At 40.8% G+C, this 2319-nt stretch carries 3 protein-coding genes; 1 reads left to right on the top strand and 2 read right to left on the bottom strand.

The genetic code is table 11. The features are described from left to right. Positions 1-315 precede the first annotated feature (315 nt). Positions 316-888, bottom strand: coding sequence for a peroxiredoxin (locus GNE10_RS33990; RefSeq protein WP_185570431.1), 573 nt, complete (start codon positions 886-888; stop codon positions 316-318). A gap of 311 nt (positions 889-1199) precedes the next feature. After that, positions 1200-1811, bottom strand: coding sequence for a peroxiredoxin (locus GNE10_RS33995; protein WP_099072963.1), 612 nt, complete (start codon positions 1809-1811; stop codon positions 1200-1202). 129 nt (positions 1812-1940) lie between these two features. Between GNE10_RS33995 and GNE10_RS34000 the strand changes: the two genes are divergently transcribed. Next, positions 1941-2319: glycogen debranching enzyme N-terminal domain-containing protein (locus GNE10_RS34000; protein WP_185570432.1), on the top strand; the 379-nt coding region annotated here is incomplete at its 3' end.

The raw sequence follows: 2319 nt of genomic DNA on the forward strand, positions 1-2319 counted from the left end.
TGCAAGAGGGGGGAAAGGGAAAAGGGGAAAGGGGAAAGGGTTTTTATTTGCCTTTACCCCTTAACACCTTACCCTTTTCCTATCTCTACCCTTGACAAGGTTAGGGTGGGGTACAAATATTTGATACACTACTATAAACTTTTAAAACATCCTTTTAGGTAACTCAAAAAAATAAATTATTCCAAAACTTCTAGAATCAATACACTGTTTTTCTCCTCTTCAGCCTGCCTACACAATTTTTTTACTTCTAAGTCCCTGAGGTAGGCTCTTGAAGCACATCCAGAGATTTTAGAGGTTGCTAAATCATCCCTTGATTTAGGAATCTCCAAACATCATATTATTTTCTGAGATACCGATAAATTGTTGTAATAATGTTTCAACACTAGCATTATGATCCAGGAAAGAAAATAAATGCCAATATCTGAGTTTTCCTTCTTTATCTAATACAAACTGTGCTGGTAAAGGCGCTCCCAAAGCTTGTCCTACATTATAAGTACGAAATACTCGACAACTTGGATCGCTAAGTAACGGCATTTGTAAACCCAAATCTCTCACAACTATTTGACTTTGCCGTTCATCAGTACTAGTAATCATCAAAACTTCGATTCCACGATTTTTAAATTGTTCGTAATTTTCAGTCAAAGCTTTGATGTGAGGATAACAAAAAGGGCAATATTGCTTTTCAGTAAAAATGCGAGTAAAGGCAACTAAAACTGGTTGCTTACCTTTATAGTCAGACAACTTTACTAAAGTACCGTTAGTGATATCAGGTAACTGAAAATCTGGTGTTCCTACACCTAATCTCAGTTGATTTATAGCTGGAACTGGTAAAAAATTGCGAAAGAATCGCTCGTTTAATAACCCACTAAAATCAGTTGAAGTCAGCATATTTTTATTTTTTGATTATTTAAAACAATTGGATATGGGGCATGGGGCATTGGACAGTCAACAGTCAACAGTCAACCGTCATCTCTCCAATCCCCATTTCCCCTTTCAATGACAAAACCACACATACATTAGACCTTTTGCAAAAGTGCTTTTTGCAAGATATGGAAAAAGGAGTGCATGTTAAAGGGGAAAGGGAAAACACAAAACTTTTCCCCCTTTCCCCTTACCCTTTTCCCGACTTATGCAAGAAGTCTATTCCTTGTTTATCTGTGGTTATTGTTGATTGCTGGATTAACTCCAGCAAATCTAATTTAGACAGCAGAGAAGTAGACTTTGGACTTCACTGGGTCGGGATTCATTGTTTTGTCACCAGGTTGCCAACCCGCTGGGCAAACTTCATCTGGGTGAGATTGAACGTACTGAATAGCTTGCAATGTCCGCAGGGTTTCATCAACGCTACGACCAAAAGCTAAGTTGTTAATTGTAGCGTGCTGTATGATACCATCTTTGTCGATGATGAACAGACCGCGCAAGGCTATGCCTGCTGCTGGGTCAAGCACGTTGTAAGCTGCGCTAATCTCTTTCTTGATGTCGGAGACTAGAGGATAATTCAAGTCGCCTACGCCACCAGACTTACGATCGGTTTGAATCCAAGCGAGGTGGGAGAATTCGCTATCTACGGAAACCCCAAGGATTTCCGTATTAATTTTCTTGAATTCTTCGTAGCGATCGCTAAATGCTGTAATTTCAGTAGGACAAACAAACGTAAAGTCTAGGGGGTAGAAAAACAGGACGACATACTTACCACGATAATCGGAAAGTTTGATTGTCTTGAATTCCTGATCCACCACAGCTGTTGCTGTGAAATCGGGAGCTTGCTGACCAACGCGGAGGCTTCCTTCTGTTCCGTAACTTAGAGACATTAACTTATTCTCCTTTATCGGTTTACTAGCGTTGGAGTTTGGGTCTGGTAAAACTCACCCATCCACGCTTTACAGTTTGATTACAATCTGTTACGACTATATCATACTCATAACGATTTTGAGTAGCAAATGTCTGATTTAGATACAAGAGAATGGTTACTTACCAATGGTCTAGGAAGTTTTGCCAGTGGTACAGTTTCTGATATCCGCACGCGTACATATCACGGTTGGCTGTTTGCCGCTAAAAATCCTCCTTATGAGCGTACTTTACTGTTATCGCACCTCGAAGCTAGTTTGGAAGTATCAGGAAGCGTTATCGGACTAGGGGCAAATATTTGGGGTAACGTTCAGATAGAGCGCGGTGGCTACGAACTGTTACGCTCCTTTGATATTAACCCAGTTCCAAAATGGATTTGGGGGCAAGATAGCTGGCAATTAACCAGACAATTGGTGATGCCCTATGGCTTGGTAGGGGCTGAGGAATGGGGAAGTGTGGGGAGTGTGGGGA

Origin of the sequence: Nostoc sp. 2RC (genome assembly GCF_014222165.1) — a bacterium.
Lineage (GTDB): Bacteria > Cyanobacteriota > Cyanobacteriia > Cyanobacteriales > Nostocaceae > Nostoc > Nostoc linckia.